The sequence below is a fragment of the Streptomyces sp. NPDC001222 genome, assembly GCF_042896945.1.
Taxonomy (GTDB): Bacteria; Actinomycetota; Actinomycetes; order Streptomycetales; family Streptomycetaceae; genus Streptomyces; species Streptomyces gibsoniae.
In genome coordinates, this window is sequence record NZ_JBIAXT010000004.1 from 196,174 (window position 1) to 222,929 (window position 26,756).

Genomic DNA, 26,756 nt, shown 5'->3' on the forward strand with positions numbered 1-26,756 from the left:
GCGCACAGGGGTACGCCGGGGGAGCGTGGGGGACACGGCGCAGATCGGGGTGTGCGTCATCCGGAATCTTTTACGAGTAAAACACGTGCTAAGCTTCTGGGTATGAGCAGTGCGACCCCCAGAGCCTCCCGTGTGCGCCCGCTTCCCGTGTCCGGCCTTCTGCGTCTCGGCGGGCCGTCGGAGATCTGGTTCAAGCCCGCGCTGAGCGTGGTCGCCGCGGTCGCCCCGCCGAACCTGACCCTGCTCGCCCTCGGCCGTCTCGACCTCGCGGCCTACACCATGGCGGGCTCCCTCTGCGCCCTCTACGGGCACAGCCGCCCGTACGCCGCCCGCGCCCGCACCCTCGCCCTGGTCGTCCTCGGCATGCTCGGCGGCGTCGCCGTCGCCCTGCTCGCCGCCTCGCTCACCACGGACGCGATGATGCTGGTGACCGTCGGGGCCCTGCTCGCGGCCGTGCAGAAGGTGCTGTGCGACGCGACCCGGATCGGCCCGCCCGGAAACGTGATCTTCACTTTCGTCAGCTCGGCATCGCTGTTCGTCCCGCAGACACTCGGCCAGGTGCCCGGACATCTGGCCCTCGCCGCCGCAGGGGGCGCCTGGTCCTGGATCGTCGGCATGGTCCCCGGCCTGCTGCGGCCCCATGGACCCGAGCGCCGGGCCACCGCCCACGCGCTGAACGCGACCGCCGCGTTCACCGAGACCCGTACGGACGCCGCCCGGGCGGGTGCGGCGGCCGCGGTGCACACCGCCTGGCAGTCGCTGCTGTCCACCGGGGCCCGTTCCGCGCCGCGGCGCGCCCTGGAGCGGCTCGTCGTCCGGGCCGAGGTCGCACTCGCGGCACCCGCCGACAGTGACCCCGAGCAACTGCGGGTCTGGGCCCGGGCCCTGCACGGCACCGGGCCGGTGCCGCAGCCGGACGACCTCGGCGAGGCCGCCGACGAACTCCTCGGTGTCGAGGCCGAGCTCGACAGCCCGGTGCCCCCGCTGCACCGTAGGCTCGGCCCGCTCGGTCCCCTCGCCCTGCGCACCGCGATCGGGTGCGCCCTCGCCGGATACGCCTCGCTCGCGTTCGGCGTCGGCCGCCCGTACTGGGCGCTGGTCACCGCCGCCTCGATCTACCAGGCCAATGTCACCCTCACCTGGAGCCGCGGCGTACAGCGCGTCGTCGGCAACCTGGCCGGTGTCCTGGTGTTCGCTGCCATCGCACCGCTCGCCCACCAGAGCCGGCTGTCCCTCGTGCTGTGCGGCCTCGCCCTCAACTTCGGCGCCGAGGCGCTGATCGGCCGCAACTACTGGCTCGGCAGCGTCTGCGTGACTCCGATGGCCCTGCTCATCACCGAGTTCGCCCACTACCAGGAGCCCGGCACACTGATGGCCGACCGCGTCCTGGACACGCTCGTCGGAGCGCTCCTCGGCTTCGTCGCCGCGGTCGTCGTCACCAACCGGCGCGCCGGCGACCGTATCGAGAACGCCCTCGCCGCCCTGGAGCGGGCCCGGGTGCACGCCGCCGGTGTGGTGGCCGCGGAGCACCCCGAACCGGGCGCCCTGGAGACCGCGCGCCGTGGCCTCGCCGCCGCGGTGGTGGACCTGCGCGCCGTGGCCGACGCGGCGGCCGGCGAATGGTGGCAGCGCGCCCTGCCGGAGGAGCGGGTGCTGCGCGCCGAACAGGCCGGACACCGTACGCTCGCCGCGACGGTACGACGGCAGGGACTGCACACCGCGGAAGGCGCACGGGCATGACGGCAGGGAACGGGCGGGCGGCGGCCACGGGCGGCGAGGACGCGGACGGACGAAGGGCCGTCGGGGCGGGGGCACCTGACCCTGCCGCAGCGGCCGCCGGTGCCGCGGGTGGGCGTGGCCGCGTGAACGACACGGTCGCCGGCGTGGTGCGCCAGTGGCAGGCCGTCCGTCCCGACATCGACACCGGCCCCATGGAGATCATCGGGCGGGTCAACCGCTGCGCCGCCCTGCTCCAGCAGGCCGAGGACGCACCGCTGCGCCGCGCCGGGCTCACCCGGCCCGAGTTCGACGTCCTCGGCACACTGCGGCGTACGGGCCACGAGCTGACGCCCGGTGAGATCGCCCGCGAGACGTTCTCCTCCGGTGCCGCCGTCACCAAGCGCCTCAAGCAGCTCACCGAACGGGGACTGGTCGAGCGGCGCGGCGACACCCGGGATCGACGGGTCACCCATGTCCGCCTCACCGACGCGGGCCGCGACCTGGTCGACGCCGTCCTGCCCGAGCAGCTCACCTACGAGACCGCGGTCCTCTCCGGCCTGGACGGCCAGGAACAGTCGCAGCTCGCGTCGCTGCTCGGGGAGTTGCTGTTCCAGCTGGAGGGACGACTCGGCGCACCGCGCGGCTGAGCGCCCACCGCCGGGACCCGACCGTGGCGCGCGCGGCCCGGCCGCACCGGGCCGCGCAACGCGGCCTAGCCGCCCACCCCCAGAGGCGGGCGGCCCCTCGTCCAGATCGGCCGGACCCTCACGTGGCTGAAGCGCCAGCCCCCGGAGGTCCGGCGCAGCTCGGCGTCGAAGCGTCCGCCGACGGTGAAGAGCGGATCGGTGCCGGCCCCGTACTCCCGGAGTGTGGCGTCGTTGTGCACATGGGTCATCAGGGCGTTCCAGGAGGCGGCGGCGCGGTCGGCCCCGGCGGCCGTATCGACGACGACCCCGGACACGAGGTGCTGCGTGCGGTCGTAGCGGCCGAGCGCCTCCTCGGTGGCGCGGACGGCATCGGCCCCGTGGAAGGTGCCCAGGGGCGTTTCCATGCCGGAGTCCTCGGTGAGGAAGGCGTCGGTCCAGCCACTGGCGAACGTCCGCTCGTCCAGCGCCCGGAAGAACCGGTCGACGAGCAGGGTGATCTCTGCGTGATCGTGCTGTGCGGTCATGAGCAGAGCCTTCTACCTCAAGCGCACTTGAGGTCAAGCCCCGCCCGCCCGGTCGGCCGCACTGTCCGAGGCGTGCCGCAGGGTTCGCGGAACCTCGCCGTCCCTGGGAGATTCGCGTGCCTGCTCGTGTCCGGCTCCATGCCACCGTCCCCGCTCCCATGCCCTCGGTGCAGAGCGACATCCCGGTCCTGCTCGGTCCGCCCGGGCGCCGGATGCTCGTCCAGCGGGACGACGACGCGATCGTGGCCCAGCCCCTGGACGACACCTCGCTCACCCCGTCCGACGCCGTGGTGCGCTTTCCCGCGCCCTGGCCACGCCGACGCGGGACCTGGGCGGTCGCGCCGGACGCAAGCCTGGCGGTCTTCGCGGGTGTCCATGCGGTGCGGGCGGTGGAGCAGTCGGGCGCCACGCGCTGGGAGGTCCGGCACGGCTGCTGGTACGGCGCCTGCCTGGAGATGCACCGGTCGTACGACGAGTACGCGGACCGCGAGGACCACCGGTACCCGGAGGGCGGCTCGGCCGGTTTCTCGGCCGACGGGAAGCTCGTCTGGGCGCACATACGCGGTCCGCTGCCCGAAGGCGAGCTGAGCCCGGACACGATCGACGAGTGGCTGGTCCTGGACGTGGAGGACGGGCGCGTGCTCGCCCGGGCGAACGCCGAGGCCGCGGCGGCCGGCAGCTTCCACCTGCCCCATCCGGCCGATCCGCAGCAGATGGGGCTGAGCATCGGGGAAGGGCAGCACGGGGCGCCCCTGCGCTGGGGCCGCTGGGACGGACGAGATCTCAGCGTCGACCACTTCGAGGGCGATCTCGCCCTGCTGAGCGTGAGCCCCTCGGGCGAGCGGCTCATGACCGTGACCCACGACCAGAGCGCACTCGCCGTGCACGACACCCGCGGGCTCGTCCTGGAGGACGCCCAGTGGGACGCCGAGACCGCCGGCGACGCCGAGCCCGACAACGACGAGGCGCTGCCCTACTGGGACTGGGCGGGTGGCTTCCTCGACGAGACGACCATGATCGGCTCGACCGTCGAGGGCGACGAGGAGTGGGGCGAGGGCCGGCACTGGCTCATCGACCCCTCCGGGACGCGTGAACTCGTGCAGATCACCTACCCGTTCCCGGTCACCGGCCCGCCCACCGCGTTGGGCGACGGCACCTGGTTCACCCCGTCCGCGTCCCGCGACGCCGTGCATGTGTGGACCCTCGAGACGCTGCCGGAGGACCGGCCCGGGGGCTGACCCGGTGGCGTCATGCCCGGCCTTCCTCGCCGGCCGTGTAGATGCCGAAGACCGCGCCTTCCGGGTCTTTCAGGGGGGCGATACGACGCCCGCCCGGGAGGGAGGTCGGTTCCATGAGGATGCTCCCGCCCGCGCCCGTGGCGACGGACGCCATGGCGTCCACGTCCTCGACCGCGAAGTACGGCAGCCAGTGCGACGGCACCTCGGGCGGGAACCGGTCGCCCATGGTCATCATGCCGCCGAAGTCGGCGCCGGCGACGCCCCATTGCGTGTAGTACTCGGAGGGGTTCACGCTCCAGCCGAAGACGGTCGTGTAGAAGTCGGTGACCCGGTCCGGGACGCGGGTCAGCAGCTCCACCCAGCCGAGCGTGCCCGGCGCGTTGAACAGCCCCGCACCGGGGAAGGCCCTCGGCTGCCACATCTGGAAGGCCGCGCCGCCCGGATCGACGGCCACCGTGAAGCGGCCCGCGTCGTGGACGTCCAGCGGCCCCAGGACCAGCGTGCCGCCCGCCGCCCGCACCGCCTCGGCCGCCGCGTCGGCGTCGTCCACCGAGAACGCCACGTTCCAGGCGACCGGCTGCCCCTCCTGCTGCAGCGGGGCGAGGGCCGCGACCGCGGCGTCACCGAGGTGGGCGACCGTGTATCCGCCCGCCTCCGGCCGGGGATCCGTCTCCGGTCGCCAGCCGAACAGCTCGGTGTAGAACCGCTCGGCCGCCGCGAGATCGCTGGTCCCCAGCTCGGCCCAGCACGGTCCGCCGGTCACCGGTTTCTCGAGCTTCATGGGATCCTCCCGTGACGCGCGCCCCTTCAGCAGGCTATGCCTCCCGCCCCGGCGACGGCATCAGATGCCGGGACGGTGGCGCAGGGGATGGTCGGCCGGGATCTCCACCAGCACGATCCGGGTGCCGTCGGGGTCCGCGATCCACATCTCGATCAGTCCCCACGGCTCCTTGACCGGGGGCCGCACGATCTCGACGCCGGCGCCGGCCAGCTCCTTGTGCGCGGCCGTGACGTCCTGCACCTGGAGCCAGAGCTTCAGCGCGGGGGAGGGCGCTGTCTCACCGCGGCCGGAGACCTCCAGGAAGCCACCGCCGAGGAAGTACACGACCCCGCGTTCCGGGCCCGTACCGAACTCCCGGTAGACCGCCAGCCCGAGCTTCTCGCCGTAGAACGCCCGGGAACGCTCGGGGTCGGTGGGACGCAGGAGAACGCGGCTGTTCAGTACGTGGACCATGCAAACGGAGCCTAGTGGGAGCGTTACGCTCAACGATGCCCGCGCCGCGCCACTGATCGGAGAAACAGCCCATGGACCGCGCCGCCACCGCCACGACCGGCCTGATCTTCCGCGACGCCACCGAAGGTGACGTCGACGCGCTGGTCGCGCTGATCGAGTCGGCCTACCGCGGCGACGCCAGCCGGGCCGGATGGACGACGGAGGCGGACATCCTGGAGGGGCAGCGGACCGACCCGGCGGGCGTGCTCCAGGTCATCGAGTCGCCCGGCAGCCGGTTGCTCACGGTCGAGCGCGACGGCGTGGTCGTCGCCTGCTGCCAGCTCGAACACCGTGGGGAGGCCGCCTACTTCGGCATGTTCGCGGTGAGCCCCACGCTCCAGGGCGAGGGCCTGGGCAAGACGGTGATCGCCGAGGCGGAGCGCATGGCCCGCGCGACCTGGGGCGTCACGGAGATGCACATGACGGTGATCTCCGTCCGCGACGACCTCATCGCCTGGTACGAGCGGCGCGGCTACCGCCGTACGGGACGGATGACCCCCTTCCCGTACGGCGACGAGCGCTTCGGCATCCCGCAGCGCGACGACCTTCAGTTCGAACTGCTGGTCAAGCCGCTGGTCTGAGCTCCGGAGCGATGCCCGGCGCGACGTGCGCGCCGGGCGTGTGGCGATGCAGGAAGCAGTCCGAGCGGGGCCGTACGCACGACCGCGGCGGCCTCAGGCGGTGAAGCGGCCGGTGCGCTTGATCTCCGGGTAGTCCGTGGTCGCGCCGTCCAGTTCCAGGGCGCGGACGAGCCGCAGATGGTCCAGGGTGTTCACGACCCAGGCGATGATCCTCAGGTCCGCCTTGCGCGCGTGCTCGACGACCTCCAGGGTCAGCCGGCGGATGTTGAGGCAGACCGTCCCCGCCCCCGCCGCGACGGCGTCGTCCACCACGTCGGTGCCGTAGCGGCCGGCGATCAGCGCGGTGCGCACGCCGGGGACCAGCCGGGCGATCTCGGTGATCGCCTCTGCTTGGAACGACGACACCTCGACCCGGCCGACGAGGTCCCGGCGGTGCATCACCTCGGCCAGTGCCCGCGCCGCGGCCACGTCCTTGATCTCCGCCTGGAGCGGTGTCCGCACCGCGTCCAGGACCTCCTCGAAGACGGGGACCCGCTCACCGAGACCCGCGTCGAGCGCGCGCAGCTCGGCGACGGTCTTCTCGGCGATCGGCCCGGTGCCGTCGGTCGTCCGGTCCACTTCGGCGTCGTGCATGATCACGAGGGCGCCGTCCTTGCTCAGACGCAGATCGAGCTCGATCAGATCGAGGCCCGCACGCTCCGCGGCGACAAACGAGCGGAGGGTGTTCTCGGGTTCGACACCCATGACTCCGCGGTGACCGATGGTGAGGAAGTTCAAGGTTCAACTCGCTTCCGTCGACGGCGGCTCGGCTGCCGCGAGGCGTTCCCGCACCGTCGCGGCAGGGCGCAGCCTAGTAGCCCGGGTGTGAGCTGAACCCGCTTCTGTACGGGGCAACGGGCGCATGGCGCGGCGCGAAGCCGGATCGGCAGAGCCGGGCGGGTGTCACCCCAGGGTGGGCGCGTCATACCGCCGTTGACCGTCGCCGCGATCGCCTGCCGCCTCCTGGAGTGGCCGAAAACGTACGGCTGCCCACGCGCCGTCGCGGCCCCTTGGCGCTCCGCCGATGTATCGCGGATGTCACGCACGCTTCGGTTCCCGGCAGGAAAAAGAGCGGCTCGGGTGGGGGCGGGCAGGATAATTTCCCGATCGTCCTCTTGCTGGGAGAAACACTCGCCGCATACGGTGTCCCTACTTGAGGTTCTTCCGTGGAGGATGGGTCATGACGGAAATTCTTGTGCAGGCGCGTACGGAGGGGAAGGTTCCTCCGCAGGACAAGGTGGTGGACCACCCGGCCTGGCTCGTGCTCAAGGGTGCCGTGGAGCGGATCCGGCCATGGCAGGCCAAGGACGGCTCGATCGACTTCGACGTCGAGGGCGCCCCCGAGCGTACGGCCGTCGAGGAGGCCGTGAGCGAGGTGGTGCGGGCCGTCGAGGAACTCGCGCCGCTGCTGCCGCACGACGCCGCCTACCACGAGGCGCTCGTCAAGGACCTGCGCCGGTGGGCCGACGGGGGCTTCCAGGTCCCCGACTTCCTGGACTCGCTGCTGGCCTTCCAGCCCGCCGCCGACCGCCGGGACGGCCTCCAGCACCTGGTCGTCTTCCCGATGTACACGCAGAACGGCAACCCCGACCGCAACCTCGAGGCGGTCGTCCTGCGCATGGTGTGGCCGGAGTGGCTCGCCGAGCTGGAGGCCACCCGCTACGACAACCCGCTGTTCTGCGGCATCACCTTCGAGGACTTCACGGCCGGCTACGACACCAACTCGGCCGTCCTCTTCCCGGAGACCATCGCCGTGCGTGAGGCGCCGGAACGTTTCTCCTGGGGCGGTATCTTCTGCGACCGCGAGGCCGCGCGCTTCCGCCGGGTCACCGCGGCGGCCGTCGACCTCCTGGGCCTCGAACTGCCCGAGGACATCGCCGCCATGGTGCACGACCAGGAGCGCTGCCAGCAGGCGTTCGTCCTCTGGGACATGGTCCACGACCGCACCCACAGCCACGGTGACCTGCCGTTCGACCCGTTCATGATCAAGCAGCGCCAGCCGTTCTGGATGTACGGCCTGGAGGAGCTGCGCTGCGACCTCACCGCCTTCAAGGAGGCCGTGCAGCTGGATGCCGACGGCTTCCCGCAGGGCCGTGACGTGCAGTACGCGGTGCTCTTCGACCGTATGTTCCGCTTCCCCGTCACCGGTGAGCGCGTCCGCAACTACGACGGCCTCGGCGGCCAGCTGCTCTTCGCCTACCTGCACAAGCACGACGTGGTGCGCTGGACCGACAACAAGCTCTCCATCGACTGGCAGCGTGCGCCGCAGATCACCAACCAGCTGTGCGCCGAGATCGAGACGCTGTACCGGGACGGCATCGACCGCCCGAAGCTCGTGCACTGGTTCGCCGCCTACGAGCTGGTCTCCACCTACCTCGCCCCGCACCCGGGCTCCAAGTGGGCCAAGGGCCCCGAGGCCCTCGACCTGAGCCAGCCGCCGCGCAAGCTCGTGGACGACGTGCTTCCCGACGAGTTTCCCCTGAGCATGTTCTATGAGGCGCTCCAGAAGAAGCTGAAGAACGTGATCGCCTCCACCAAGGGCATCACCGCGGAGACCGCCGAGCGAGTCGCCGCGTGAGCGCCCGCGCCGTGGGTACGGCTGATGCAGCGGACGCTGTTCGGGAGGCGAGGACCATGCGGAACGGGAACGGACCACTGAGTGGCGCGGTGATCGCGGTGGCCGGCGCGGGCGGAGCGGCCGGCCGGGCGACGCTGCTGAGGCTGGCCGAGGCGGGCGCGACCGTCGTGGCCTCGGACAACGACCCCGAGCGCCTCGCGGAGGCCGTCGACGCGGCTCGCTACGCGCTCGGCGGCGCCACCGTCACCGGGGACACGGTGGACCTGCTCGACCTGCAGTCCACCCGCGACTGGGCCACCCATGTCGAGAAGGACTTCGGGCGGGTCGACGGACTGGTGCACCTGGTCGGCGGCTGGCGCGGCAGTGAGACCTTCACCAAGACCAGTCTCGACGACTGGGACTTCCTCGAACTGCTGCTCGTTCGCACCGTGCAGCACACCTCCCTCGCGTTCCACGAGGCGCTGCAGCGCAGCGACCGCGGCCGCTACGTCCTGATCAGTGCATCGGGCGCGAGCAGGCCGACCGCGGGCAACGCCGCCTACGCCGCCGCCAAGGCCGCCGCCGAGGCCTGGACGCTGGCCATGGCCGACTACTTCCGCAAGGCCGGGGGCGAGCAGGGGCCGACGTCGGCAGCTGCGATCCTGGTGGTGAAGGCGTTGGTGCACGACGCGATGCGCGCGGAGCGCCCCAACGCGAAGTTCGCGGGTTTCACGGACGTCAAGGACCTGGCCGAGGCCATCGCCGGCGTCTGGAGCGAGCCCGCCGCGGAAGTGAACGGAAAACGCCTGTGGCTGACCGAGAAGCCGTGAACCCTCCCAAGACCGACGCGCGCCGCCGTCACGACCCGGAGGTCCGCGGTTTCGCCAGCGACAACTACGCCGGGGCCCACCCGGAGGTGCTCGCCGCCCTGGCCGTGGCCAACGGCGGGCACCAGGTCGCATACGGCGAGGACGTCTACACCGAGAACCTCCAGCAGATCATCCGCAGTCACTTCGGCTCCACGGCCGAGGCGTTCCCGGTGTTCAACGGCACCGGCGCGAACGTCGTCGCGCTGCAGGCCGTCACCGACCGCTGGGGCGCGGTGATCTGCGCGGAGAGCGCGCACATCAACGTCGACGAGGGCGGCGCCCCCGAGCGCATGGGCGGCCTGAAGCTGCTCACCGTGCCCACGCCCGACGGCAAGCTCACCCCCGAGCTGATCGACCGGCAGGCGTACGGCTGGGAGGACGAGCACCGCGCCATGCCGCAGGTCGTCTCGATCACCCAGAGCACCGAGCTGGGCACCCTCTACACGCCCGACGAGATCCGCGCGATCTGCGAGCACGCCCACGCCCACGGGATGAAGGTGCACCTGGACGGCTCTCGGATAGCCAACGCGGCCGCCTCCCTGAACATGCCGATGCGGGCGTTCACCAACGCGGTCGGCGTCGACATCCTCTCCCTGGGAGGCACGAAGAACGGCGCGCTGTTCGGCGAGGCCGTCGTCGTGATCAACCAGGACGCCGTCAGCCATATGAAGCACCTGCGCAAGCTGTCGATGCAGCTCGCGTCGAAGATGCGCTTCGTGTCGGTGCAGCTGGAGGCCTTGCTGGCCAAGGATCTGTGGCTGCGCAACGCCCGTCACGCCAACGAGATGGCACAGCGGCTCGCGGAGGGCGTGCGGTCCGTGCACGGGGTGGAGATCCTTTACCCGGTGCAGGCCAACGGCATCTTCGCCAAGCTCCCGAACGAGGTGAGCGAGCGGCTGCAGCAGCGGTTCCGGTTCTACTTCTGGGACGAGGCCGCCGGCGTCGTCCGCTGGATGTGCGCCTTCGACACGACCGAGGACGACGTGGACCGGTTCCTGGCTGCGCTGAAGGAGGAGATGGCGGGCTAGACCTTCGCCGACCGCCGAGTCGCCATCTGCATAACTTTGCGGCCGATCGAAAAGTCATTGACCTTCGATCGGCCGCATTCCTATGCTCTGAAACCATGGAGCTGATCCAGCGAACGCCGGACCTGTCCGCCTATTTGGCCGCGGACGACGTCATCGACCATCATCATCCGGTGGTACGTGCGGCGGCCGCGCGTCTGGCCGGGCAGGTGGTGGACTCGTATGCCTATGCGCAAGCCGCCTATGAGTTCGTGCGCGACACCATCCCGCACTCCGCCGACAGCGGTGACCCGCGCGTCACCTGGCGCGCCTCCGACGTTCTCCGGGAGCGCACCGGTGTCTGCTATGCCAAGGCGCACGCCCTGGCCGCGCTCCTGCGCGCGGAGGACATCCCGACGGCCCTGTGCTACCAGCGGCTGCTGCACGACGACGGCAGCGGCCATGCCGTGCACGGACTGGTCGCCGTCCGGTTCCACGGTGCCTGGCACCGGCAGGATCCCCGCGGGAACAAGCCGGGGGTGGACGCCCGGTTCTCCCTGGACGGGGAGCGGCTGGCCTGGGTCCCCGACGCGAAGTCCGATGAGCTGGATTACCCGGACTTGTATGCCGAACCTCATCCGGCCGTACTGGACGTCCTCAGAGCCGCGCCCGACCGGCCGACCCTCTGGGAGACGCTCCCCACCGCACTCTGAGGCGGGCGACGAGGCTCGTGAACGGGCCCGGCGCCGAAGGGGCGCGGGCGGCGAGGAGACCGGGTCCGGTGCCGAACTTGCCGAAGTGCTGGAGACGTTGAGCCCCGGGGTGCGAGTCACGGTGCGCGCCCCGTCTGATCCGGCTCAGTGCGCCTCGGCGGCGCGCAGTTCCTCCACGGTCGGAGCGGTGCCGCCGAGGTGGGCCGGCATCCACCACGCGTCCTCGGGCCCCTTCGGCCGCCCGGGGTAGGCGCGCTGGGCGGCCTCGAGCAGCTCCTGGACGCGCCCGCGCAGCTGTCGGGTGAGCGCGCCCGCGTACGAGTCCCGCGGGGCTTCGATCGGCTCGCCGACCCGGATGGTGACCGGGGTGTGGCTGCGCTTGAGGTTGCGCGGGTGGCCCTTGGTCCACAGTCGCTGGGTGCCCCAGACCGCCATCGGGACCACCGGGACGCCCGCTTCCTGGGCCAGCCGTACCGCGCCGGACTTGAAGCTCTTCAGGGTGAACGACTGGGAGATCGTGGCCTCGGGGAAGACGCCGATGACCTCGCCCGACCGCAGCGAGTCCAGCGCGTGCGCATAGGCGGCCTCGCCCTGCTTGCGGTCCACCGGGATGTGCTTCATGGCGCGCATCAGCGGGCCGGAGATCCTGTGCCGGAAGACGGACTCCTTGGCCATGAAGCGGACCAGGCGCTTCTGCGGCAGGGCCGCCAGGCCGTTGAAGATGAAGTCCAGATAGCTGATGTGATTGCTCACCAGCACCGCACCGCCCGAGCGCGGGATGTTCTCCGAGCCCTTGCAGTCGATCTTCAGGTCCCATGCCTTGAACATCGTGAGGGCGAGACCGATGACGGGGCGGTAGACGAGCTCAGCCATGGACGGGGTGGACCCTTCTCTCTGCCTGGGAAGGGACTCCCGGCGGAAGTTACGCAGCCGTAGGTTTACGGCGTCTCGCAGATCGTGCCCCAAGAACGGACGTGGGGCCAGTTCTGGTGCCCGTGTGCGGCGAGATCCTCATCACGTCAGCGGTATGACCCATCGTGAGCTTTTCGTCTGGTCATATTCCTTGTGTCGGGTCACATGCCCTACGGGCGGATACCGCCCGCGGGAATCATCGCGGACCCATGGACGCTGCAACGGAGAATGACCGGATGTGTGACGTGTGGCCGCGCTTGCCCCGGCGGGCGTCGGTGATGTGCCGCAGTGGCGGCGGAGCGGGAGAGTGAGCGTGCGCGAGCGGGACGAGGAAACGCGGCTCGGGGCGGCCGAGTTGGGCCAGGGGCTCGGTGAGCGGGCGACGCTGGTCCAGTTCTCCAGCGCCTTCTGCGCCCCCTGCCGGGCCACACGGCGCGTCCTCGCAGAGGTCGCCGGGATGGTGCCCGGGGTCGCTCATGTGGAGATCGACGCCGAGCGGCGACTCGAACTCGTCCGCGCACTCGGCATCCTCAAGACGCCGACCGTGCTCGTCCTGGACGCGGACGGGCGCATCGTACGGCGGGCGACGGGGCAGCCCCGCAAGGCGGACGTCATCGTCGCCCTCGGCGAGGCCGTGTGAGGCCCCCGGCGAGCGCCGCCGGGTATTTTGACACCATATGAGGTGAACCGTGAGGCAGTCGGTGACTCATCTCCCGGATCCCGGTACCCACTTGACTGTGCGCACCATCTATCGTCAGCCTGACCGTATGCCCCCGCAACTCCTTCTCTTCGAGCGTGTCCATGTGGACCTGGCCCGCACCGCGAGTGCCTGCTGTCCGGCCCGGTGACCGGCCGCGGTTCCTCCTCCACGCCCCTCTCGCAGAAGGACAGCATCATGACGGCAACGCCCGGCCTCGACGCCGCCCGGCTCGCTTCCCCGGACCTGCTGCGCGCGGTCTTCCGCCGGCATGCCGCGGGAGTCGCCGTGATCACCGCCCGAGGGGACGACGGTCCGGTCGGCTTCACCGCCACCTCCCTCACCTCCGTCTCCGCCGAGCCTGCGCTCGTCTCGTTCGGCATCGGCCTCGGCGCCTCCAGCTGGCCCGCCGTCTCCCGGGCCGGCCATGTCGGTGTGCACATACTCGGCGAGCATCAGGAGGCCCTGGCCGACACCTTCGCCCGTAGCGGGGCCGACCGCTTCGGCGCGCCCACCGGCTGGCGCGAGGGGCCGCACGGCGTCCCCGTGCTGGACGACGTGCTCGCCTGGCTCGTCTGCCGTGTGGTGGCGCGGGTGCCCGCCGGCGACCACCGCCTGGTGGTCGCAGAGGTCGTCCACGGCGACCCGTCCGGCCCCGGCCGCCCGCTGCTCTACCACCAGGGGCGCTTCAACGGACTGCGCGACTGAACCTACTCGCCGGTTACGCAGCGTTGCCAAGGTCACAGTTCAAAGCGCTTGCTTAGCGGGCATGGAGTAGGTGTACTGGCGAGTAATATTTCGTTCGGAGCGCGGGGTCGCCCCGACCGGGATCGGCCGCTTCAGGCGCCTATGCTGCCTGCAAGAAGGCAGCCCAGAAATGACGATGCAGTAGGAGAGCCGGCGTGAGCTTGAGGATCGTTGTCACTGTGAAGTACGTGCCCGACGCCACTGGCGACCGGCACTTCGCCGATGACCTGACCGTCGACCGGGACGACGTGGACGGTCTGCTCTCCGAGCTGGACGAGTACGCCGTCGAGCAGGCCCTGCAGATCGCCGAGGACGCCGACGACGCCGAGGTCACCGTGCTGACCGTGGGTCCGGAGGACGCCAAGGACGCGCTGCGCAAGGCCCTGTCGATGGGTGCCGACAAGGCGATCCACGTCGAGGACGACGACCTGCACGGCACCGACGCCATCGGCACCTCGCTGGTGCTGGCCAAGGCCATCGAGAAGGCCGGCTACGACCTGGTGATCTCCGGCATGGCCTCCACCGACGGCACCATGGGAGTCGTACCGGCGCTGCTGGCCGAGCGCCTGGGCGTGCCGCAGGTGACGCTGCTGTCCCAGGTGTCCGTCGAGGACGGCACCGTGAAGGGCCGCCGCGACGGCGACGCCGCCTCGGAGCAGCTGGAGGCGTCCCTTCCGGCCGTCGTGTCGGTCACCGACCAGTCGGGCGAGGCGCGCTACCCGTCCTTCAAGGGCATCATGGCGGCCAAGAAGAAGCCGGTGGAGTCCTGGGACCTCTCGGACCTGGACATCGAGGCCGACGAGGTCGGTCTCGAGAACGCCTGGACCGCGGTCGAGGCCGTCGCCGAGCGCCCGGCGCGCACCGCGGGCACCATCGTCAAGGACGAGGGCGAGGGCGGCAAGCAGCTCGCTGAGTTCCTCGCGAGCCAGAAGTTCATCTAAGGCTCCTCAGCCTGACCGCCCCTGAAGACTTCGCAATCCGCAAGGAGATCCATTCCCATGGCTGAAGTTCTCGTCTACGTCGACCACGTGGACGGCGCCGTCCGTAAGCCCACCCTGGAGCTGCTGACGCTGGCCCGGCGCATCGGCGAGCCGGTCGCCGTCGCCCTCGGCAACGGTGCCGCCGACACGGCCGCCGCGCTCGCCGAGCACGGTGCGGTGAAGGTGCTCACCCACGACGCGTCCGAGTACGCCGACTACCTGGTCGTGCCGAAGGTGGACGCGCTGCAGGCCGCCTACGAGCAGGTGTCCCCGGCCGCCGTCCTGGTTCCGTCCTCCGCGGAGGGCAAGGAGATCGCCGCCCGTCTCGCGCTGCGCATCGGCTCCGGCATCATCACCGACGCCGTCGACCTGGAGGCCGGCGACGAGGGCCCGGTGGCCACCCAGTCGGTGTTCGCCGCCTCCTTCACCACCAAGTCCCGTGTCTCCAAGGGCACCCCGGTCCTCACGGTCAAGCCGAACTCGGCCGCCGTGGAGGCCGCTCCGGCCGCCGGCAGCGTCGAGCAGCTGGCGGTGACGTTCTCCGACAAGGCGACCGGCACCAAGGTCACCGGCCGTACGCCGCGTGAGTCGACGGGCCGCCCCGAGCTGACCGAGGCCGCGATCGTGGTCTCCGGTGGCCGTGGTGTCAACGGCGCGGAGAACTTCGCGATCATCGAGGCGCTCGCCGACTCCCTCGGTGCGGCCGTCGGTGCCTCGCGTGCCGCCGTCGACGCCGGCTGGTACCCGCACACCAACCAGGTGGGCCAGACCGGTAAGAGCGTGTCGCCGCAGCTGTACATCGCCTCCGGCATCTCCGGTGCGATCCAGCACCGCGCCGGCATGCAGACCTCGAAGACGATCGTGGCGATCAACAAGGACTCCGAGGCCCCGATCTTCGACCTGGTCGACTACGGCGTGGTCGGCGACCTGTTCGAGGTCGTCCCGCAGCTGACCGAAGAGGTCAAGGCCCGCAAGGGCTGACCGACTTCGCGGCTGTGAGGCCCCCGAGACCGCGACGACGGTCCCGGGGGCCTCGTTCATCCAAGACTCAGCGACGCCTGCACCGGCAGGTGGTCGCTCGGGAATTGCCCGTCCGGGGCCAAGGTGTTGACACTGGCCCAGTGCGCGGTCACGCCGGGCGTGGCCAGGATCCAGTCGATGCGATCGCCGTACGGCTTCGGCGGACGATAGCCGTGGAACGTGCCGTAGGGCGCGGTGCGTTCGGCCGCCATCTCCCAGGTGTCGACGAGACCGGCGCCGAGCAGGGTGTCGTACACGGGGTTCTTGTGGGCGGCCACGTTGAAGTCGCCCGTCACCACGAGCGGCAGCGCACGGTCGAGCCCGGCGATGCGATCGGCGATGAGGGACACGGCACGCGCGCGTGCGTACTGGCTCTTGTTGTCCAGGTGGGTGTTGAGGACGTAGAACTCCCGCCCAGGCGGCTGCGCGTCGCGGAAGCGGACCCAGGTGACCATGCGGATACAGGAACCGCCCCAGGTGTTGGAGCCGATCACGTCGGGCGTGTCGGAGAGCCAGAAGTGGTCGTACTCCACCGGTGTCAGCCGGCGCGTGTCGTAGAAGACGGCCACGAACTCGTCACGGCTGCCCCCCGCACGGCCGGTGCCGAGCCACGCGTACTCCGCCCCGAGATCGGCCGCGATGTCACGCACCTGGTGGTACAGGCCCTCCTGGGTGCCGATGACATGCGGCCGTTCGCCGCGCAGCAGCGCGCGCATCGCCGGGCGGCGGACCGCCCAGTTGTGGTGCCCTGTGTCGCTCGCGTACCGCAGGTTGAACGACATGACCTCCAGATGGCGCTCGTGCCGGTCCGAGACCGAGGCACCCTGGGACGACAGTGCCGCACCGGACACGGGCAGGACGGCCGCGGCCGCCACCGCCGTCTTGAGGCCCAGACGGCGCGTGACGCTGCTGAGATGGGGCACGGGAGGCTCCTTCTGTGGCGGGTGCCGGACGAGCCCTGCGCCCGTAGTGTGACAGAGCCGGATGAGATGGGCGTGAACAGGCGAGGGCGGGGAGTGTCCGCCCTGGAGCGGGAGCCGCCGCACGGGTTCCGAGGGTGTTGACCCATGGCGACAGCCGCCGATAGCTTCGTTCAACGAATTGTTGATTCCGTGCAGCGGAAAGCGGGAGGGTGCCGGATGGGCCAGGGCCAGCAGGAGCGGGTGGCGACGACCCTGCGGGGTGCCGTGAGCGAGGCGATCGGCGCCTCCCTCGCCCCGGTCGACGCCGAGTTGGAGCGCCGCTACCCCGGTGACCCCGGCACGCGCCAGCCCGTCCACACGGTCTACGTCCCCGGGGACGTCTTCGCCGCCGACACCATTCGCTCCTGGGGTACGGCGGCCCTGGCCGCCCTCGACGAACACGCCCCGGACGCCGCGTCCTTGGCCGCCGTGCTCGGGCTCCCGGACGAGCTCGCCGGGCCCGTCCACGACCGCGTCCGCGCGAAGCTGGAGCGTGAACCGGTCGAAGACCTGCGCGTCGACTTCGAGGACGGCTACGGATCGCGGCCGGACCCCGAGGAGGACCAGGCGGCCGCCCGCGCGGCGCGGCTGATCGCCGAGGCCTTCCGCGACGGTACGGCGGCCCCGTACATGGGCATCCGTATGAAGTGCATGGAGGCGCCGGTACGGGACCGGGGCATCCGCACACTCGACATCTTCCTCACCGGCCTGATGGAGGCCGGCGGCCTGCCGCGGGGCCTCGTGCTCACCCTGCCCAAGGTCACCTACCCCGAGCAGGTCACCGCCCTGGTGCGGCTGCTGGAGGAGTTCGAGAAGGCGCGCGGGTCGGAGCCCGGCCGGATCGGGTTCGAGATCCAGATCGAGACCAGCCAGGCCATCCTCGCCGCCGACGGCACGGCGACCGTCGCGCGCATGATCCAGGCCGCAGAGGGGCGTGCCACCGGACTGCACTACGGCACCTTCGACTACAGCGCCTGTCTCGGCGTGTCCGCCGCGTACCAGTCCAGCGACCACCCGGCCGCCGACCACGCCAAGGCCGTCATGCAGGTCGCGGCCGCCGGCACCGGAGTACGTGTCTGCGACGGCTCCACCAACGTGCTGCCGGTCGGCCCGACCGAGAAGGTCCACGAGGCGTGGCGGCTGCACTACCGGCTCACCCGGCGGGCCCTGGCCCGCGCCTACTACCAGGGCTGGGACATGCATCCCGGACACCTGCCCACCCGGTACGCGGCCGTCTTCGCCTTCTACCGCGAGGGCTTCGAGCAGGCCGCGGCGCGCCTGGTCCGCTACGCCGGCCGGACCGGTGGCGATGTCATGGACGAACCGGCGACCGCGAAGGCGCTGAGCGGCTATCTGCTGCGCGGCCTGGACTGCGGCGCGCTCGAGATGGCCGAGGTCGCCCGGGCGACCGGACTGACCCGGGCGGACCTGGAAGGCTTCGCGAGGCCGCGACGGGGCGGCCTGACGGCGTCGGCCCAGTAGGCACGCGTCGGGGCGCAGGCCTGCCGGGCCGACGGCGCGCTGCCTGCCGCCCGCGCGCCGATCGTCAGTCCGCGGGCGGCAGTTCGCCCGAGCCGCGGGTGATCAGACGGGTCGGGAGTTCGATGCGCTCCGGAGTGACGAGCGAGCCGTCGAGCTGGCGGAAGAGCCGCTCGGCGGCCGTGCGCCCGAGGGCGGCGGCGTCCTGGGCGACGACCGTGACGCCCGGCTTGAGGAGATCCGCGAGCTCGAAGTCGTCGAAGCCGACGAGGGCGACCTGACGGTCGTGCTCGGCCAGGACACGCACCACGGTGACGGTCACCCGGTTGTTGCCGGCGAAGATCGCGGTCACCGGGACGGGACCGGAGAGCATCTCCTCGGCGGCCCGCCGCACCCGCTCGGGGTCGGTCACGCCGAGGGACATCCAGGAGGGCTCGACCGCTATCCCCGCGTCCTCCATGGCGGCCCGGTAGCCGCGCAGTCGCTCGGCCGCGGTGTGGATGCGGGGCATGTCACCGATGAATCCGATCCTCCGGTGGCCGTGCGCGATGAGATGGGCCACCCCGTCACGGGCGCCGCCGAAGCTGTCGGACAGCACCACGTCCGCGTCGATCCGGCCGGCCGGGCGGTCCACGAACACCGTGGCCACGCCGGCCTTGAGCTCGGGCTCCAGATAGCGGTGGTCGTCACCGGCCGGGATGACCACCAGCCCGTCCACCCGGCGCGCGCACAACGCCAGCACCAACTCCTGCTCGCGCTCCGGGTCCTCCGCGCTCGACCCGTTGATCAGCAGGGCGCCGTGGGCCCGGGCGACCTCCTCGACCGCGCGGCTGAGCGGGCCGTAGAACGGGTCCGCGAGATCCTCCAGGACCAGGCCGATGCTCGCGGTGCGTCCCTTGCGCAGGACCCGCGCGCTGTCGTTGCGACGGAATCCCAGTGCCTCGATGGCCTCCTGGACCCGGCGCTCGGTGTCCGGGGTGACCCCGGGTTCGCCGTTGACGACACGCGAGACCGTCTTCAGGCCTACTCCGGCTCGCGCTGCCACGTCCTTCATCGTCGGACGATTGCCGTAGCGGGTTCCGGAGACGCGGTCTCCTCGGCGGGCGGTCTCGGGCACGATGCGCTGTCCTGTCCTGTCGTCCACGGGGGTGCGGCGGTCCATGGGGTTGTATGAGGATGTGGCGTCGAGCATAGAGCCTGGACAACGTTGTCAGATGCGGGAGAGACTGTCCACCGCAATCTCCGGCCTGCGCCTTCCTGCAGAGGCGCCTCCTGCCCGTACCCGGCCGGGGGCCCGGATCCCGCGGTGACCGCCGCAGTGCGTCCGGTCCGGCACGACTCCGGTACGACTCAAGCCTTGGGAGATCTGACACTGATGCACAACGACCTCGTGGCCGCGCTCGACATCGGCGGCACCAAGATCGCCGGGGCGCTGGTGGACGGCCATGGCCGGATCCTGGTGCGCGCGCAGCGCGCGACGCCCGCGAAGGAGGACGGCGACACCGTGATGGGCGCGGTGGCGGACGTCATCGCGGAGCTGGCGCTCTCCCCGCTCTGGTGCAGGGCGAGTGCCGTGGGCATCGGCAGTGCGGGCCCCGTGGACGCCTCCGCGGGCACGGTGAGCCCCGTCAACGTACCGGGCTGGCGCGGCTATCCGCTGGTCGAGCGGGTCCGTGCGGCGACGGGCGGCCTGCCCGTCCGGCTGATCGGCGACGGTGTGGCGATCACGGCCGCCGAGCACTGGCAGGGCGCCGCCCGCGGCCATGACAACGCGCTCTGCATGGTGGTGTCGACGGGTGTCGGCGGCGGTCTCGTGCTGGGCGGGCGGCTGCACCCGGGCCCGACCGGCAACGCGGGCCACGTCGGGCACATCAGCGTCGACCTGGACGGTGATCTGTGCCCCTGCGGTTCGCGCGGCTGTGTGGAACGCATCGCGAGCGGACCGAACATCGCCCGCCGTGCGCTGGACGGTGGCTGGCAGCCGGGCCCGGACGGCGACACCTCGGCCGCCGCGGTGGCCGCCGCCGCACGTCAGGGCGACCCGGTGGCCATGGCCTCCTTCGAGCGGGCCGCGCAGGCGCTGGCGGCGGGGATCGCCGCGACCGCGACACTGGTCGAGATCGACATCGCGGTCGTCGGCGGGGGAGTGGGCAACGCGGGCGACGTGCTCTTCACGCCCCTGCGCCGGGCCCTTTCCGACTACGCCACGCTGTCCTTCGTCCAGGGCCTGACCGTGACGCCCGCGGTGATGGGCACGGACGCGGGCCTCGTGGGCGCGGCCGCGGCGGCCCTGGGGGGCCGGGACAGCATGCCGACGGCGGGCATCGCGACCTGACCGGCCCCGAGGGGAGCGGGGTCGCGGCGCGCACCTGGCCGGTTGTCGCGAGGTCACCGGGTTCCACGCGAGCCCGGCCTGGTCCCCCCGCCCTCGGGTCCTGGTGTGCCGCTGGTGCGACGGCACTTCATCGCGGGGCCTGACATGCGGAGCGGCGAAGGAACCGGCACGCGCGGCCCTGGATTCGTTCGGCACGGCGGCCGTCGAGCGAGCGGTGCCGGACTGTCTGGACGCACTGGCCGGGGTGCGCAGCCGGGTCGGCCGAAACGCTGTCAGCAGCGGTGTGAGCGGCCGTGGCCGCAACGGCAGGACCACGGTGCCGCGGTCGCGGTCTCCGCGGTGACCGGGTGGTGCTCGAGGACGGCGCCGACCGCGAGGCGGTGCGGGAGCGGGTGCTGTGCCCGAGGCGGTGCCGGGGCCCGCCGCATGGTGGGGCACCGGGAGCGGGACGTGAGCGGTAGGGTGCCTGGCCATGACGCGTACCGAACCATCCGACGCGCCAAGGGTGTTCATCTCCTACGCGCACGAGGACGACGGCGGTGTCCATGCCGACCAGGTGCGGGAGCTGTACTTCCTGCTGCGGGCCAACCACGTGGACGCGCAGCTGGACCAGATGGCCGCCGAGCAGCGGCAGAACTGGCCCAGTTGGATGCTCAGGGAGGCCGGGAAGGGGGAATTCTCCCTCGTGATCGCCTCACCCGCCTACAAGCGACGGGCCCAGGGCACCGAGGCCCCGGGGGTCGGCCGAGGGGTCGCCTGGGAGACGGGCCTCCTGCAGGACTATGTGTACCGGAACCGCCGGACATGGCACCGCCACATCCTCACCGTCGTGCTGCCAGGAGGTTCGCCGGACGACCTGCCCGATTACCTCCTGCCCGCCTCCGTACCGCCCTTCATGGTCGATCCCATCACTCTTGAGGGCGCCGAGAAACTCCTCCGCTATCTCCTCGGGCAGCCCTATGAGATCGAGCCCGAACTCGGACCCCGGCCGGTACTGCCGCCGCGTGACACCTCGGCAGGCGCTCGACAGGACGGCGCTCCACCGGAGTTGGCGGAGTTATGGCACACCTCGCAGGCCGCTGCCACCGAGGCCGAGGTCGTCGGCGTACACCCCCTCGGCCACGACCTGCGGCTCTCCCAAGGGCTGTATGTCCCGCGCACCATCGAGAAGGACGTCGTCGCGGCCCTGGAGAGCCCGGGGTGCACTGCGGTGGTGGGTGAGGCCGGCTACGGCAAGACGAGCCTCGTCTGGAGCATCCACCGTCGCCTCGCCGGGCAGGGACGATGTCCCCTGTTCATCCGGGCGAGCAGCCTGCTGTCCGGTCTCCACGAAGCGGGGCAGGGCGACTCGGCCCGGCGCAGGGGCGTCCTCGCGCCCGAGGTGGTGCTCCGCGCGATCGAGCAGGCGGCCCGACGGGAACCCTCGACGGTTCTCCTGGTCGACACCGTCGACCTGCTCATGCACAGCGACGACGCCTGTGCCCTCGTCGTCGACGTGGTGCGCACCGCCGACCGCCTGAGCCTGCCCGCGCTGCTGACCTGCCGCCCCGTGGAGGCCCAGCGCCTGGCCACGGCGGCGGCGCAAGCGGGAGTGGACCTGAGGACCCGTCTCCTCGGGTCCTACGACGCCGACGAGTGGCCCGAGGCGGTCCGCAGCTATGCCCGTGGCTTCTACGACGGACTGGACGGGGCCCCGCCGACCGAAGCGGTCGTCGACCGGGTCACGAACGCCGCCTCGCTGGGCCGCGCACTCCGGGAGGTGTGCGCCAACCCCTTCGCGCTGCGCCTGCTGTTCGAGCTGTACGCGCCCGACATGCCCGAAGAGGACGTGGACACGCCTCATCTGTACGACCGGTTCTGGAAACGCCGGGTGGTGACCGACCAGCGGGCCTGGCGGGCCTCGTCGACCACGCTGCCCGCGACCGATCTGTCCCCGCACGCCAGGGCCGCCGCGCGACTGATCCTCGCCTCCAGCCGGCTCGATGCCCGGCGGGCCGTGCTGGAGAACAAGATCGAGGCCCAGTTGGCCCGCACGCGGGAGCTGGACATGCGGGACGGCCCCGATGTGCCGGCCGCCGTGGAGGCGCTGCGCTCCCGGGGCGTGCTCTCCATCCGGGAGCAGACCGGATACCTCTGGTTCTTCCATCAGACGTTCTTCGAGCACGCGGCGGCGCGGGGCGTGCTCGCGTGCGGCAGCTCGGCCGTCGACGACCTGATGGCGAGAGTCGCCCGCGACCCGGCGGACCTCTACTTCGGCGAGGTGGCCGGCGAGGTCCTGCTGATGGCCGGACGGCTTCCCGAAGCGGGCGGCGAGACCTTCTCCAAGGACCGGGCCGATGCGGCCCTGGCCGGCTGGCTCGCCTCCGACGACCCCGCTCTGCTGGGCATGGGACTGCGTGTCTACGCCAAGTTCAAGGAGCCCGGCCCGCTGGTGCGCGCGAACGCACCGGGCGCGCTGACACGCGCCGACACCCCGCTGATCGACCGCTTCCTGCGGCTGCTGCCGTCCGTGACCCACCGGGACCTGAGTCGGCCGCTGGACGACCTCGCCCTGCTGTGGGCGGGGGAGCGGGACAGCAAGCGGGTCAGGCGGGGCGTGATCGAGGCCCTGGTGCGGCTCGCGACCCAGGACGCCGTGGCCGTCGAGGCGTTCACCCGGACCCACGGCTGCTTCGAGTGGCTGCGGTCGTTGCCCGCCAACGAACTGCACCACAACGAGAAGCTGGCCTTCCGGCTACTCGACGCCGTGGTGGCGGCCAACCAGGAGCGCGCCGTCGATCTCGCCGCCGAGTTCTGGCGGCCGGCCGTGGGCACCGGCAGACTCGCCCTGCTGACCGACCTGTTGGTGCGGATGGCCCGCTGGACACTTCCTCCACGACTCGTCCGGAAGTCCGTCAAGGCCTTCATGGAGGAACTCGCGGACATTCAGCCGGACAAACAGGACACCGTTCCCTTTGAGCGGGCGTTCGGCAGCCTCTTCCTCAACAGTGCGCCGAGAGCCGAGGAGGTCCTCCCGGAACTGCGCAGACGGCTGGGGCTCGGCCAGGACCGGACGGCTGCCCGAGGGCAGGAGCGCCGCACGAGCGTCCTGGCCCTGCGGACGACGCTGCGCATGCACACGGCTGCCGTACTCGGCGGACTCGCCGTCGATCCCGCCGAATACCTGGACACGGTCCTGTCCACCCGGGAACCGGCGCACCAACTGGCCGTGTGCTACGGCGTCCTGACCGAATCGCTCGTCGGGCGGGCGGCACGCTTCCGGCGCGACCCGCGCACCACCACCGACCCGGCCCAGCCTGCCGACGACGACCCGGACGCCGTACCCGAGACCGACGACCCGCTGACCGTCGAGGCACGCCGACGCTGCGCCCGGGCACTGCGGGACCTGCCGTGCGAGGAGAACTCGCCGCAGGGCGGCAAGGACGAGAGGTGGCTGTGGCGCAACGCCCTTCAGGAGGCGCGGCTGCCCGCCGCGGCCCTGCTCACGCTGCTGCCCGAGGCCGGATCCGGTCCCTTCGACCCGGACCGCTCGCTGTGGCTGAGCAACACGGGTCTGAGCTCGTTCCTCATCTCCGCCGCCACCGCCGGGCACGCCGAGGCGCGCACGGCGCTCACCGCCCTGGTCGGCGACCGTGAGGTCCAGGACAAACTGCGCGGCACGCGGCAAGGGCGCGCCGCGCTGGAGAACATGGTGGGCCGGCTGCAGTACGCCGTACCCCGCCACCCCGAACTCGTCGACCAACTGATCGTCTACGCGCGGACCGCGGCGAAGCCGGAGGTGCTCCACCAGACGCTGGGGGACATGGCCAAGGCCGTGCGGTCCGACGCGCACGACGTCCCGCCGGTCCGGGAGTGGCTCCCGGCCCCGCACCGTGGGGCGCTGATCGAGTATCGGCGACGGCTCGTCGACGACCGCAGACCGGACATCCGCCGACACGGCTTCATCCTCTGGAAGGTCCATCTCGAACTCGGCTTCGACGACCACCCGACGATCGACGAGATCGTCGGGGCCTGGGAAGCGGCGGCGGCGCAGGATCTGCGCAACGCCCTCCTGGAACTGGCGACGGTGACGATCCCCGCCCGGGTGTGGGACTCGACGGCTCCCACGATGCTGCTGCGCGCCCTCAGGCCGCTGCTGAAGGCCGGCCGGGAGGCACGCGCCGAGCCGCCGACCCGGACCACCGAGCAGGTGATCAGCCATGAGTCGAAGGCCCGCATGCTGCTCACCCAGGCGCATGCCCATCTCGGGGCGCTGCACCGCGCCGACGGCATCGTCGCCTTCGCGCTCTGCCTGGCCGAGCGCGCCGGCTACGACGTGCGGTCGAACCTCGGCAGCGGGACGGTGAGCGAGATCTTCCGGTCTCTGGGCTTCCTCATGGAGCGGCTCGTCCACGAGGACCCCGTGGAGGCGGCCCGTCTGACGGCGACGATCGTGGAGGCGATGCACCGGGTCCAGCCCGAGAACGTGAAGTGGAAGCGCGACATCGCCCGGCCCTGGGCGGTCTTCCTCGGCGACCTGTGCACCCGGCTCGCGCCGGTCGACCAGGAGCGCTGGACACGGCGCATGCTGTGCGAACCCGCCTTCTGCGCGCCCGTCGTGTCGGCAGCGGCTCAGCTCAAGCCCAAACCGGCCTGGCTCGACGCGCTGTTCCGCGAGGAGGCCACGCCGGCCTCGCTGCGGGAGAGCATGAGGGGCAGCAACTACCTTCACGCACGGACGGAGGGCACCCTGGGCGGCTGGCCGGAACTGCTGGAACGGGCGCCGCTGTACTGAGCGGCCGGGTCAGCGGAGGACGGGCCGTGACCCGAGGCCGGTGGCGGCAGTTGAACCGGTCATGAAGAAGCGCAGCATGCTCGCCCTCGCCTCCCTCGCCACCGGCTTCGTCGTGGCGGCCGTCACCCCGTCCCACGCCGCGGACCGCGACTCGCTCGGTGATCTGAACGTCAAGGACACCTTGAGCACCGTGGACCACACCATCGACCAGGACGGCCTCGCCACCGAGGACGGCACCCTGGGGCAGAACGGCTGAGGGGGAGCCGAAGCGCGGCGCCGGTGGCCCTGGACGACAGGGGCACCGGCGCCGCGGCATACCCGGTCCCCTGACCGCCCCGGCGTCCCCGCGATCGGCCCCGGACACACCCTCATCAGCGCCGGGTTTCCATGGCAGGGTGGAGCGGGCAAGCCACAGGGGGCCAACAGAAGAGGGGGAACTGTGATCGTCGTCTGGATCAACGGCGCGTTCGGTGCGGGGAAGTCCACCACCGCACGGGAAGTGATCGAGCTGATCCCGAACAGCACGCTCTTCGACCCCGAGGTCATCGGCGGAGCGCTCACGCACCTGCTGCCACCCAAACGCCTCGCCGAGGTCGGCGACTTCCAGGACCTTCCGATCTGGCGACGGCTCGTGATCGACACCGCGGCGGCCATGCTCGCCGAACTCGGCGGTGTCCTCGTGGTTCCGATGACCTTGCTGCGCCAGGAGTACCGCGACGAGATCTTCGGCGGCCTCGCCGCTCGGCGCATCTCCGTGTGCCATGTCCTGCTCGCCCCGGCCGAAACGATCCTGCGTGAGCGGATAGCCGGCCGGGAGGTGCCGCCCGACCTCCCTGACGGCGAGATGCGGATCCGCCAGTGGTCGTACGACCACATCGAGCCCTACCGCGCCGCGCTGGCCGGCTGGCTCGCCGCCGACGCCCACCCCGTCGACACCAGCGCGCTCACCCCGTACGAGAGCGCCCTGCGGGTCGCCGAGGCCGTACGCACCGGCGACGCGCCCGTCAGCGACATCGTGCAGACCCCCGAGCCGACCTCCGAGACCCTCGCGGCCGGGGTGCTCCTCTTCGACGAGCAGGACCGTGTGCTGCTGGTCGACCCCACCTACAAGGCCGGCTGGGAGTTCCCCGGGGGCGTCGTCGAGCCCGGCGAGGCACCTGCCCGCGCCGGCATGCGCGAGGTCGCCGAGGAGACCGGGATCACGCTCCAGGAGGTTCCCCCGCTTCTCGTCGTCGACTGGGAGTCCCCCGCGCCCCCCGGCTACGGCGGACTGCGCCTGCTCTTCGACGGCGGTCGCCTCGACAGCACCGAGGCCGAGCGCGTCCTGCTGCCCGGACCCGAGCTGCGCGCCTGGCGGTTCGTCACGGAGGCGGAGGCGGCCGATCTGCTGCCGCCGGTGCGCTACGAACGTCTCCGCTGGGCGTTGCGGGCTCGCGAACGCGGTGCGACGCTCTATCTGGAGGCAGGCGTCCCGCTCGGCTGACGAGCCGTCCTCCGTCTTCAGCAGGCGATGTCGTACGTGAACAGCGCTCTCTGCTCCGGGAGATGGAGCACGATGCTGCCGTGCGGGTGACCGGGGGCGTGCACGACCGGGCGCCGCCGCCGAAGTCGAGGAGGTCGCCCTTCGGACCGGCGTCGATGAGCGTCAACCCGTCGTCGTCGCACCACAGATACGCCTGACCGACC

The 26,756-nt window shown here is 71.6% G+C and carries 25 protein-coding genes; 18 read left to right on the plus strand and 7 right to left on the minus strand.

Annotation, left to right across the window (positions count from 1 at the left end):
• Nucleotides 1-102: 102 nt before the first annotated feature.
• Together ACFY2Z_RS08335 and ACFY2Z_RS08340 are read left to right on the plus strand one after the other, a co-directional pair.
• Nucleotides 103-1,740 (plus strand): FUSC family protein, encoded by a 1,638-nt coding sequence (locus tag ACFY2Z_RS08335; RefSeq protein WP_390743376.1) that lies wholly within the window; start codon nucleotides 103-105, stop codon nucleotides 1,738-1,740.
• Nucleotides 1,737-2,366, plus strand: a complete 630-nt coding sequence (locus ACFY2Z_RS08340) for a MarR family winged helix-turn-helix transcriptional regulator (RefSeq protein WP_390743377.1) — start codon at nucleotides 1,737-1,739, stop codon at nucleotides 2,364-2,366. Before ACFY2Z_RS08335 ends, ACFY2Z_RS08340 begins: the two co-directional genes overlap by 4 nt.
• A gap of 65 nt (nucleotides 2,367-2,431) precedes the next feature.
• Here ACFY2Z_RS08340 and ACFY2Z_RS08345 read toward each other — a convergent pair whose 3' ends face one another.
• A complete protein-coding gene (locus ACFY2Z_RS08345; protein WP_390743378.1) occupies nucleotides 2,432-2,890 on the minus strand; it encodes a nuclear transport factor 2 family protein in 459 nt (152 codons plus the stop codon).
• 116 nt (nucleotides 2,891-3,006) lie between these two features.
• On the opposite strand from ACFY2Z_RS08345, the gene ACFY2Z_RS08350 reads away from it, so the two are divergent.
• On the plus strand, nucleotides 3,007-4,128 hold the full coding sequence (locus ACFY2Z_RS08350; RefSeq protein WP_390743379.1) for a hypothetical protein: 1,122 nt from the start codon (nucleotides 3,007-3,009) through the stop codon (nucleotides 4,126-4,128).
• 10 nt (nucleotides 4,129-4,138) lie between these two features.
• Here ACFY2Z_RS08350 and ACFY2Z_RS08355 read toward each other — a convergent pair whose 3' ends face one another.
• On the minus strand, nucleotides 4,139-4,909 hold the full coding sequence (locus ACFY2Z_RS08355; RefSeq protein ID WP_390743380.1) for a VOC family protein: 771 nt from the start codon (nucleotides 4,907-4,909) through the stop codon (nucleotides 4,139-4,141).
• 60 nt (nucleotides 4,910-4,969) lie between these two features.
• Nucleotides 4,970-5,362: a VOC family protein gene (locus ACFY2Z_RS08360; protein WP_390743381.1), complete on the minus strand. Its 393-nt coding sequence runs from the start codon at nucleotides 5,360-5,362 to the stop codon at nucleotides 4,970-4,972.
• A gap of 71 nt (nucleotides 5,363-5,433) precedes the next feature.
• Here ACFY2Z_RS08360 and ACFY2Z_RS08365 point away from each other — a divergent pair, with 71 nt between their 5' ends.
• Nucleotides 5,434-5,982: a GNAT family N-acetyltransferase gene (locus ACFY2Z_RS08365; protein WP_390743382.1), complete on the plus strand. Its 549-nt coding sequence runs from the start codon at nucleotides 5,434-5,436 to the stop codon at nucleotides 5,980-5,982.
• A 93-nt stretch (nucleotides 5,983-6,075) separates the two neighbouring features.
• Here the strand turns inward: ACFY2Z_RS08365 and ACFY2Z_RS08370 are convergent, their stop codons facing one another.
• The gene (locus tag ACFY2Z_RS08370) at nucleotides 6,076-6,759 is read right to left on the minus strand and encodes a glycerophosphodiester phosphodiesterase (protein ID WP_390743383.1); all 684 of its coding nucleotides are present in this window, start codon (nucleotides 6,757-6,759) and stop codon (nucleotides 6,076-6,078) included.
• A gap of 442 nt (nucleotides 6,760-7,201) precedes the next feature.
• Here ACFY2Z_RS08370 and ACFY2Z_RS08375 point away from each other — a divergent pair, with 442 nt between their 5' ends.
• The 4 genes from ACFY2Z_RS08375 to ACFY2Z_RS08390 all read left to right on the plus strand — a co-directional run bounded on the left by ACFY2Z_RS08375 (nucleotide 7,202) and on the right by ACFY2Z_RS08390 (nucleotide 11,164).
• Entirely contained in the window at nucleotides 7,202-8,599 is a 1,398-nt protein-coding gene (locus ACFY2Z_RS08375) for a DUF6421 family protein (protein WP_390743384.1), read from the plus strand.
• Between the two features lie 56 nt (nucleotides 8,600-8,655).
• Nucleotides 8,656-9,408 carry an SDR family NAD(P)-dependent oxidoreductase gene (locus ACFY2Z_RS08380; protein WP_390743385.1) on the plus strand — a complete coding sequence of 251 codons (753 nt, stop codon included), beginning with the start codon at nucleotides 8,656-8,658 and terminating at the stop codon, nucleotides 9,406-9,408.
• The gene (locus tag ACFY2Z_RS08385; RefSeq protein WP_390743386.1) at nucleotides 9,405-10,475 is read left to right on the plus strand and encodes a threonine aldolase family protein; all 1,071 of its coding nucleotides are present in this window, start codon (nucleotides 9,405-9,407) and stop codon (nucleotides 10,473-10,475) included. The genes ACFY2Z_RS08380 and ACFY2Z_RS08385 overlap by 4 nt, the downstream gene beginning before the upstream one ends.
• 95 nt (nucleotides 10,476-10,570) lie before the next feature.
• The gene (locus ACFY2Z_RS08390; protein WP_390743387.1) at nucleotides 10,571-11,164 is read left to right on the plus strand and encodes a transglutaminase domain-containing protein; all 594 of its coding nucleotides are present in this window, start codon (nucleotides 10,571-10,573) and stop codon (nucleotides 11,162-11,164) included.
• Between the two features lie 144 nt (nucleotides 11,165-11,308).
• Here the strand turns inward: ACFY2Z_RS08390 and ACFY2Z_RS08395 are convergent, their stop codons facing one another.
• On the minus strand, nucleotides 11,309-12,037 hold the full coding sequence (locus tag ACFY2Z_RS08395) for a lysophospholipid acyltransferase family protein (protein WP_390743388.1): 729 nt from the start codon (nucleotides 12,035-12,037) through the stop codon (nucleotides 11,309-11,311).
• 346 nt (nucleotides 12,038-12,383) lie between these two features.
• Between ACFY2Z_RS08395 and ACFY2Z_RS08400 the strand changes: the two genes are divergently transcribed.
• The 5 genes from ACFY2Z_RS08400 to ACFY2Z_RS08420 all read left to right on the plus strand — a co-directional run bounded on the left by ACFY2Z_RS08400 (nucleotide 12,384) and on the right by ACFY2Z_RS08420 (nucleotide 15,481).
• Nucleotides 12,384-12,716, plus strand: a complete 333-nt coding sequence (locus tag ACFY2Z_RS08400; RefSeq protein ID WP_390743389.1) for a TlpA family protein disulfide reductase — start codon at nucleotides 12,384-12,386, stop codon at nucleotides 12,714-12,716.
• Between the two features lie 127 nt (nucleotides 12,717-12,843).
• Nucleotides 12,844-12,924, plus strand: a complete 81-nt coding sequence (locus tag ACFY2Z_RS08405) for a putative leader peptide (RefSeq protein WP_390743529.1) — start codon at nucleotides 12,844-12,846, stop codon at nucleotides 12,922-12,924.
• A gap of 47 nt (nucleotides 12,925-12,971) precedes the next feature.
• A complete protein-coding gene (locus ACFY2Z_RS08410) occupies nucleotides 12,972-13,481 on the plus strand; it encodes a flavin reductase family protein (protein WP_390743390.1) in 510 nt (169 codons plus the stop codon).
• Nucleotides 13,482-13,675: 194 nt separating this feature from the next.
• Nucleotides 13,676-14,461, plus strand: coding sequence for an electron transfer flavoprotein subunit beta/FixA family protein (locus tag ACFY2Z_RS08415; RefSeq protein ID WP_311700845.1), 786 nt, complete (start codon nucleotides 13,676-13,678; stop codon nucleotides 14,459-14,461).
• Nucleotides 14,462-14,518: 57 nt separating this feature from the next.
• Complete coding sequence (locus ACFY2Z_RS08420; RefSeq protein WP_390743391.1) at nucleotides 14,519-15,481, plus strand: electron transfer flavoprotein subunit alpha/FixB family protein; 963 nt, start codon at nucleotides 14,519-14,521, stop codon at nucleotides 15,479-15,481.
• A gap of 56 nt (nucleotides 15,482-15,537) precedes the next feature.
• Here the strand turns inward: ACFY2Z_RS08420 and ACFY2Z_RS08425 are convergent, their stop codons facing one another.
• Nucleotides 15,538-16,443 carry an endonuclease/exonuclease/phosphatase family protein gene (locus ACFY2Z_RS08425; protein WP_390743392.1) on the minus strand — a complete coding sequence of 302 codons (906 nt, stop codon included), beginning with the start codon at nucleotides 16,441-16,443 and terminating at the stop codon, nucleotides 15,538-15,540.
• Between the two features lie 216 nt (nucleotides 16,444-16,659).
• Between ACFY2Z_RS08425 and ACFY2Z_RS08430 the strand changes: the two genes are divergently transcribed.
• Nucleotides 16,660-17,964: a DUF6986 family protein gene (locus ACFY2Z_RS08430; protein ID WP_390743393.1), complete on the plus strand. Its 1,305-nt coding sequence runs from the start codon at nucleotides 16,660-16,662 to the stop codon at nucleotides 17,962-17,964.
• Between the two features lie 64 nt (nucleotides 17,965-18,028).
• On the opposite strand, the gene ACFY2Z_RS08435 is transcribed toward ACFY2Z_RS08430, so the two are convergent.
• The gene (locus ACFY2Z_RS08435; RefSeq protein ID WP_390743530.1) at nucleotides 18,029-19,078 is read right to left on the minus strand and encodes a LacI family DNA-binding transcriptional regulator; all 1,050 of its coding nucleotides are present in this window, start codon (nucleotides 19,076-19,078) and stop codon (nucleotides 18,029-18,031) included.
• A gap of 258 nt (nucleotides 19,079-19,336) precedes the next feature.
• On the opposite strand from ACFY2Z_RS08435, the gene ACFY2Z_RS08440 reads away from it, so the two are divergent.
• From ACFY2Z_RS08440 to ACFY2Z_RS08455, 4 genes are all read left to right on the plus strand, one after another.
• The gene (locus ACFY2Z_RS08440) at nucleotides 19,337-20,296 is read left to right on the plus strand and encodes an ROK family protein (RefSeq protein WP_390743531.1); all 960 of its coding nucleotides are present in this window, start codon (nucleotides 19,337-19,339) and stop codon (nucleotides 20,294-20,296) included.
• A 472-nt stretch (nucleotides 20,297-20,768) separates the two neighbouring features.
• Nucleotides 20,769-25,070, plus strand: a complete 4,302-nt coding sequence (locus tag ACFY2Z_RS08445; protein ID WP_390743394.1) for a hypothetical protein — start codon at nucleotides 20,769-20,771, stop codon at nucleotides 25,068-25,070.
• A gap of 61 nt (nucleotides 25,071-25,131) precedes the next feature.
• Nucleotides 25,132-25,326, plus strand: coding sequence for a hypothetical protein (locus ACFY2Z_RS08450; RefSeq protein ID WP_311700851.1), 195 nt, complete (start codon nucleotides 25,132-25,134; stop codon nucleotides 25,324-25,326).
• 183 nt (nucleotides 25,327-25,509) lie between these two features.
• Nucleotides 25,510-26,553: an NUDIX domain-containing protein gene (locus ACFY2Z_RS08455; protein WP_390743395.1), complete on the plus strand. Its 1,044-nt coding sequence runs from the start codon at nucleotides 25,510-25,512 to the stop codon at nucleotides 26,551-26,553.
• Nucleotides 26,554-26,756 lie beyond the last annotated feature (203 nt).

Bases quoted from the DNA above. Each gene is read 5' to 3' on its own strand.
- ACFY2Z_RS08355 (WP_390743380.1), bottom strand. From the start codon at position 4,909: ATGAAGCTCGAGAAACCGGTGACCGGCGGACCGTGCTGGGCCGAGCTG.
- ACFY2Z_RS08445 (WP_390743394.1), top strand. From the start codon at position 20,769: ATGACGCGTACCGAACCATCCGACGCGCCAAGGGTGTTCATCTCCTAC.
- ACFY2Z_RS08405 (WP_390743529.1), top strand. From the start codon at position 12,844: ATGCCCCCGCAACTCCTTCTCTTCGAGCGTGTCCATGTGGACCTGGCC.
- ACFY2Z_RS08365 (WP_390743382.1), top strand. From the start codon at position 5,434: ATGGACCGCGCCGCCACCGCCACGACCGGCCTGATCTTCCGCGACGCC.
- ACFY2Z_RS08335 (WP_390743376.1), top strand. From the start codon at position 103: ATGAGCAGTGCGACCCCCAGAGCCTCCCGTGTGCGCCCGCTTCCCGTG.
- ACFY2Z_RS08395 (WP_390743388.1), bottom strand. From the start codon at position 12,037: ATGGCTGAGCTCGTCTACCGCCCCGTCATCGGTCTCGCCCTCACGATG.
- ACFY2Z_RS08420 (WP_390743391.1), top strand. From the start codon at position 14,519: ATGGCTGAAGTTCTCGTCTACGTCGACCACGTGGACGGCGCCGTCCGT.
- ACFY2Z_RS08360 (WP_390743381.1), bottom strand. From the start codon at position 5,362: ATGGTCCACGTACTGAACAGCCGCGTTCTCCTGCGTCCCACCGACCCC.
- ACFY2Z_RS08345 (WP_390743378.1), bottom strand. From the start codon at position 2,890: ATGACCGCACAGCACGATCACGCAGAGATCACCCTGCTCGTCGACCGG.
- ACFY2Z_RS08340 (WP_390743377.1), top strand. From the start codon at position 1,737: ATGACGGCAGGGAACGGGCGGGCGGCGGCCACGGGCGGCGAGGACGCG.
- ACFY2Z_RS08440 (WP_390743531.1), top strand. From the start codon at position 19,337: ATGCACAACGACCTCGTGGCCGCGCTCGACATCGGCGGCACCAAGATC.
- ACFY2Z_RS08380 (WP_390743385.1), top strand. From the start codon at position 8,656: ATGCGGAACGGGAACGGACCACTGAGTGGCGCGGTGATCGCGGTGGCC.
- ACFY2Z_RS08450 (WP_311700851.1), top strand. From the start codon at position 25,132: ATGAAGAAGCGCAGCATGCTCGCCCTCGCCTCCCTCGCCACCGGCTTC.
- ACFY2Z_RS08410 (WP_390743390.1), top strand. From the start codon at position 12,972: ATGACGGCAACGCCCGGCCTCGACGCCGCCCGGCTCGCTTCCCCGGAC.
- ACFY2Z_RS08375 (WP_390743384.1), top strand. From the start codon at position 7,202: ATGACGGAAATTCTTGTGCAGGCGCGTACGGAGGGGAAGGTTCCTCCG.
- ACFY2Z_RS08390 (WP_390743387.1), top strand. From the start codon at position 10,571: ATGGAGCTGATCCAGCGAACGCCGGACCTGTCCGCCTATTTGGCCGCG.
- ACFY2Z_RS08430 (WP_390743393.1), top strand. From the start codon at position 16,660: ATGGGCCAGGGCCAGCAGGAGCGGGTGGCGACGACCCTGCGGGGTGCC.